The 6,065-nt window shown below is 72.9% G+C and carries 4 protein-coding genes; 3 read left to right on the top strand and 1 reads right to left on the bottom strand.

Going from position 1 to position 6,065, the window contains the following annotated elements; translation table 11 throughout:
* On the bottom strand, positions 1 to 401 hold a 401-nt coding region (locus GWI24_RS39170), incomplete at its 3' end, for a response regulator transcription factor (protein WP_210950794.1).
* 404 nt (positions 402 to 805) lie between these two features.
* Between GWI24_RS39170 and GWI24_RS39175 the strand changes: the two genes are divergently transcribed.
* The 3 genes from GWI24_RS39175 to GWI24_RS45895 form a co-directional block, all read left to right on the top strand.
* Positions 806 to 2,740 (top strand): SulP family inorganic anion transporter, encoded by a 1,935-nt coding sequence (locus GWI24_RS39175; protein WP_247617517.1) that lies wholly within the window; start codon positions 806 to 808, stop codon positions 2,738 to 2,740.
* 176 nt (positions 2,741 to 2,916) lie between these two features.
* On the top strand, positions 2,917 to 4,149 hold the full coding sequence (locus GWI24_RS39180) for an exonuclease SbcCD subunit D (RefSeq protein ID WP_210950796.1): 1,233 nt from the start codon (positions 2,917 to 2,919) through the stop codon (positions 4,147 to 4,149).
* A partial coding sequence (locus tag GWI24_RS45895) for an AAA family ATPase (protein WP_247617518.1) occupies positions 4,146 to 6,065 on the top strand: 1,920 nt, incomplete at its 3' end. The genes GWI24_RS39180 and GWI24_RS45895, both read left to right, overlap by 4 nt.

The raw sequence follows: 6,065 nt of genomic DNA on the forward strand, positions 1-6,065 counted from the left end.
CCCTTGGCGGCCACCATCGCAGGAGGAGTCATGACGGTCGCGGTGCGTTGGGAGCGCCGGGTCACCGCGCGGATCCGGGCGATCAGCTCCCGCATGCTGAACGGCTTCGCCAAGTAGTCGTCCGCGCCCAGCTCCAGCCCCAGGACCCGGTCGGCCTCCTCACCCCGGGCGGTGAGCATGATGATCGGCACATCGGACACCTGCCGGATACCGCGGCAGACGTCGATGCCGTCCATGTCCGGCAGTCCCAGGTCGAGCAGAACGATGTCCCCGTACGGCCCCTCCAGCCCGGCTGCCCCGGTGCTGACATGACCCACCATCAGTCCATACCGCCCCAGTCCCTCGACGAGGGGTTCGGCGATCGTCTCGTCATCCTCGATGAGTAGCGCTCGTACGGTCATGGGGACCTGTGTACCGCAATACCGGAATGGCTTCCTGGTTTTTGTAATGTTGCGAGCGCGGATCCGAATATTGGAGAAGAACTTGTCATGCTCTAGTGTTCGTTTAGCCTTCGCCTGGTACGGCCCTCCCTACGGTGATTCGCATCTGGTCCAACCACCCGTCAGGGAGGCATGATGAGGGCTCCGTGTGAATACCGGAAACTGGCCGACGGGCAATTTCCCGAATTCCAGCCGCGCAACGCGGGCAAGGGACTCGATCTCGATAACGACGGTGACGTCCGGGCGTACTCATGACGAGCGGACGACATGCCCGTGGCCGGATTCAGCCGGTTTCATCGCCGTCGTACGACATCGACGAGGTGTTCCCGCCGGAAGGGGCGCGCGACGCCCGGTCGACGCAACCGATGCCGGCATATGCGCCCGCCGCTGGAACCGTAAGAGAAACGGCCGAGGCTCCTGGCTTCCATAAGGCCGACGGCGGGGCGGGGGACACCGCCAGAGCCAAGGGCGAGGGAAAGGGTAAGGGCAAGGGAAGGATTGGCGGGACCGTCCAGGGCGTCGACCTCGGCACCGAGATCACCGCCTCCCTGGTCGTCTTCCTCGTGGCCCTGCCCCTGTGCATCGGTGTCGCCGTCGCCTCCGGCACCCCGGCCGAACTCGGCATCATCACCGGTGTCGTCGGCGGGCTGGTGGTCGGTATGACCCGGGGCAGCGCCCTGCAGGTCAGCGGGCCCGCCGCCGGGCTCACGGCACTTGTCGCGGAGACCGTCGAGGCCCATGGCATCGCCATGCTCGGGGTGATCGTGCTGATGTCCGGGCTGCTCCAGATCGGCCTGGGGATGATCCGGCTGGGCCGGATGTTCCAGGCCATCTCCATCGCCGTCGTCCAGGGCATGCTCGCCGGGATCGGGCTGCCGCTGATGTTCAGCCAGTCGTATCCGCTGGCCGATGCCACGGCCCCCGGCACGGCCATCGAGAACATCCTCGGCTTCCCCGCGCATGTCCTCGACACCTTCACGAACGCGCAAACGGCGATCGCCGCGTTGCTCGGCATCGCCACGGTCGTCCTCAGCTTCGTCTGGAAGAAGGTGCCGGGGCCGGTCAGCAAGATCCCCGCCGCGCTGGTCGCCGTCGCCATCGGCATCGTGATCGCCGCGCTGCCCGGTGTGGAGGTGAGGACCCTTCAGGTCGGCGATCTGCTGTCGGCTGTTCAGATCCCCGGGCCGGAGCAGTTCGCGGGGCTCGCCGATCCGGCGGTGCTCACCGCCGTCCTCACCTTCACCGTCATCGCCTCGGCGGAGAGCCTGTTCACGGCAGCCGCCGTGGACCGGATGCACGACGGTCCGCGCACCCGCTACAACACCGAGCTGATCGCCCAGGGCGCGGGCAACACCGTCTGCGGCATCCTCGGCGCGCTGCCCATGACCGCCGTCGTCGCCCGCAGCTCGGCCAATGTGCAGGCCGGGGCCAGGACCCGGCTCTCCCGCACCCTGCACGGCCTGTGGCTGCTGGCCTTCGCGCTGCTGCTGCCGAGCGTTCTCGCCCTGATCCCGATCTCGGTGCTGGCGGGTGTGCTGGTGCACAGCGGCTGGAAGCTGCTCGCCCCCGAGCAGTTCCCGAAGATGTGGCGCCAGGACCGCGGTGAGTTCGTGGTGATGGCCATCACCACGGGCACGATCGTCGCCACCGCGCTGCTGGAGGGGGTGCTGGTCGGGCTCGCGGCAGGGATCGTCCTGGCGGCGCTGCGGATGTCGCAGACCTCCATCGAGCACCGGGTGGAGGGCGATACCGCGAAGCTGGTCATGACCGGCAACGCCACGTTCCTGCGGCTGCCCAAGGTGGTCGACGCGCTGGAGGCCGTGGGGTCGGCGGGGACGCCGCGGATCCGGCTGGACCTGATGGGGGTGACCCATCTGGACCACGCCTGCCGCAGCCAGATCGAGGAGTTCGTGGAGCAGAAGCGGGCGTCGGGCACCGTACGGGTGGAGTTGCTGCTGCCCGACCTTCCGGGGCCGGGGCAGAGGCCGAAGCCGAGGCAGGGGCCGAAGCCGAGGCCGGGGCCGAAGCCGAGGCGAAAGTCCGGGCCCGAGTCCTCTCCCGAATCCCCGTTGGCGTCCGCGGCCTCGCCTGAACTCCCGCTGGCCTCCGCGGCCTCGCCCGTGTCCCCGTCGTGGCCGCCGCCACAGCCGCATGAGCGGTCGTCGTCCGGTGCGCTGTACGACGCGTTCTACGGCCCGTCACAGCCGGGTCCGTCCGCGGAGTGGTACTACCTCGACACCCGCCCCTTCGAAGGTCTCCAGGACTCCGAGGACGCGCGGTGGAGGGACCACCACGGCTAGCCACGGGCGGAAAACCGAGAATCGGGCCGCGACACGGGCGGGAAATACGAGGTCCGTGAGAGACCGGGCACCGACCGCGGCTAACGTGGTCGGTGCCCGCACCGCGTATACGCCGCGGGTGTGATGCTGGCCACTGGGGTGGGAGGAAGGACAGAAGTGCAGGTCGGAGACCACTTGTGAGAATTCTGCACACCTCCGACTGGCACCTCGGACGCTCCTTTCACCGGGTCAGCCTCCTTGCCGCGCAGCGGGAGTTCATCGACCACCTCGTCACCACCGTGCGCGAGCGGCGCATCGACGCGGTGGTCGTCGCGGGCGACATCTACGACCGCGCCGTGCCGCCGCTCGCCGCCGTCGAGCTCTTCGACGACGCCCTGCACCGGCTCGCGGACCTCGGGGTGCCGACGGTCATGATCTCCGGCAACCATGACTCGGCCCGCCGCCTCGGCGTCGGCGCCGGGCTGATCGACCGGGCCGGGATCCATCTGCGTACCGACCCCGCCGGCTGCGCCACGCCCGTCGTCCTCTCCGACGGCCACGGCGAGGTGGCCTTCTACGGTCTGCCGTATCTCGAACCCGGCCTGGTGCGGGAGGAGTTGGGCGCCTCGGCGGCCGGGCATACGGCGGTGCTGGGCGCCGCCATGGACCGGGTGCGCGCCGACCTCGCCACCCGGCCGTCCGGCACCCGGTCCGTCGTCCTCGCGCACGCCTTCGTCACCGGTGGCGCGGTCAGCGACAGCGAGCGGGACATCACGGTCGGCGGCGTCGCCTCCGTACCCGCCGAGGTCTTCGACGGCGTCGACTACGCGGCGCTCGGCCATCTGCACGGCTGCCAGACCATCACCGAGCGCATCCGCTACTCGGGCTCCCCGCTCGCGTACTCCTTCTCCGAGGCGGCGCACCGCAAGTCCATGTGGGTGGTGGAGCTGGGGGCGGCGGGCGAGGCGCCGTCGTGCGAACGAGCGGAGTGCCCGGTGCCGCGGCCGCTGGCCCGGATCCGCGGCCGGATCGAGGAGTTGCTCGCCGATCCGGACCTCGACCGCCATGAGGAGGCGTGGGTCGAGGCCACGCTGACAGACGCGGTGCGGCCGCATGAGCCGATGGCCCGGCTGGCGCGGCGCTTCCCCCATGTGCTCACGCTGGTCTTCGACCCCGAGCGGCCCCCCGAGGATCCGCTCGCCTCGTACGCACAGCGGCTGCGCGACCGCTCGGACCGGCAGATCGCCGAGGACTTCGTGGCCCATGTGCGGGGCGGCCGCGGCCCGGACGAGACGGAGCGCGCGCTGCTCGGCGACGCGCTGGAGGCGGTACGGAGCGAGGCGCACGAGGGCGTCGTACCGGGCGAGGAGAACGGCGCGGGGGCGACGACGGCGACCGCGGGGATGACCGCGGGGGAGGCGGCGCGATGAGGCTGCACCGGCTCGCCGTCACGGCCTTCGGGCCGTTCGGCGCCACCCAGGAGATCGACTTCGATGAGCTGTCCGCCGCCGGGCTCTTCCTGCTGCACGGGCCGACCGGCGCCGGTAAGACGTCCGTCCTGGACGCGGTCTGCTACGCGCTGTACGGCCAGGTGCCCGGCGCCCGCCAGGGCAGCGGGCTCTCGCTGCGCAGCGACCACGCCGAACCGCTGACCCCGACCGAGGTCGTTCTCGAATGCACCGTCGGGGAGCGGCGCCTGGAGATCACCCGGCGCCCCGAGCAGCCGCGCCCCAAGAAGCGGGGCACGGGGATGACGCGGGAGAAGGCGCAGACCCTGCTGCGCGAGTACGTCCCGGAGCCATCCTCGACCAGCGCGGGGGCGGGGAAGTGGAAGGCCCTCAGCCGCTCGCACCAGGAGATCGGCGAGGAGATCGCGCAGCTGCTCGGCATGAGCCGGGAGCAGTTCTGCCAGGTGGTGCTGTTGCCGCAGGGCGACTTCGCCCGCTTTCTGCGCGCCGACGAGCTGGCGCGCGGCAAGCTGCTGGGCAAGCTGTTCGACACCGGCCGCTTCGCCGCCGTGGAGGAACGGCTGGCGGAGCAGCGGCGGGCGGCGGAGAAGCGGGTCGCGGCCGGGGACGAGCGGCTGCTCGCGCTCGCCCACCGCATGGCGCAGGCGGCGGGTCGCACCACGGAGCTGGACGGGTATCCGCTGCCCGGACTGACCCCCGGTGAGCCGGGGCTGGCCGACGCCGTCCTGGAGTGGGCCGCCGTCGCGCGGGCGGGCGCGCGCGAGCGGCGGGACATCGCGCTGTCCGCCGTACGAGCCGCCGAGGCGGCCCACGACGCCGCCCAGCGGACCGCCGACGCGACCCGCGAACGGGCCGAACTCCAGCGCCGCCACGCCGAGGCCCGCCGCCGGGCGGACGACCTCGAACGGCAGCGACCCGACCACGACCGCCTGCGCGAGCTGCTGGAACGCGCCCGCGCCGCCGACGCGGTGGTCCCCGCACTCGACCTCCGCACCGCCGCCGCCCACGACCACCACACCGCCGAAGCCACCGAACGCCGGGCCCGAGCCCGCCTGGCGTCCGAGCCCCGCCTACCGGTGCTGCCGGACATCCCCGACCAGCGCACACCCCCTGGCCGGGCCGCTTCGCCTGGCCCGTCCCTGCCCGCACAGGGCACCGCGTCCCCGCGAGAGGCCGCCCCGCACGCGGGCGCCGGGGCCGCGACGGGTGCGGCGGTCGAGCGTGGCGGACACGGCCGGGGCGTTTCGGAGGCGGGCGCGGGAAGTGCCCGGACCGGGGCGGCTCCGGGCGGGGACGGCGCGGACGACGTGCCGGTCCGGGCCTCATCGGGCGAAGCGGGAGCCTCGGAGCCGCCGGCGGGAGGAGCGGAGGCGGTTGCCTCCGGCGAACGCGGCCCGCGGAAGCGCCTCATGGCGCAGACGGTCGGGGACCGGCGTACCGGAACGGACGCGTCGGGCCTGGGCGCGCTCGGCCGGGCGGCGCTCGGCCGGGCGGAGGGCACCGCCCCGCAGACGGGGGCAGTGGCGGGCGGGCCCGGTGGGTCCGGACAGGCCGCCTCGGAGGGGGACGCGGGAGGCGACGGTGCCACCGCAGGCGCGCTGGACCAGGAGCCGCCCGTGGCGGCGGGAGCCCCCGGCACGCCGTCACGGGCGCCGGGGGCCAGCCGCTCCGCAGGCGTGGACGCGCCGTGTGTGCGCGCCACCGGCCGGGTCGCCGCCGCCGGGAACGGGGCGGCAAGTGAGCGTGCCGGGGATGGCCAGGCCGGTACCGGGGCAGGCGCGGAAGGCGGCGGAGGTGCCGTCCCGGGCGTGCCGGGTCGGGCGTCGGCCGGGGAGGTGGTCGCTTCGGACGTGCCGCAGGCGGGGCCTTCCGGCGGC

Source organism: Streptomyces sp. MK37H, from assembly GCF_018035285.1.
Taxonomy (GTDB): domain Bacteria; phylum Actinomycetota; class Actinomycetes; order Streptomycetales; family Streptomycetaceae; genus Streptomyces; species Streptomyces endocoffeicus.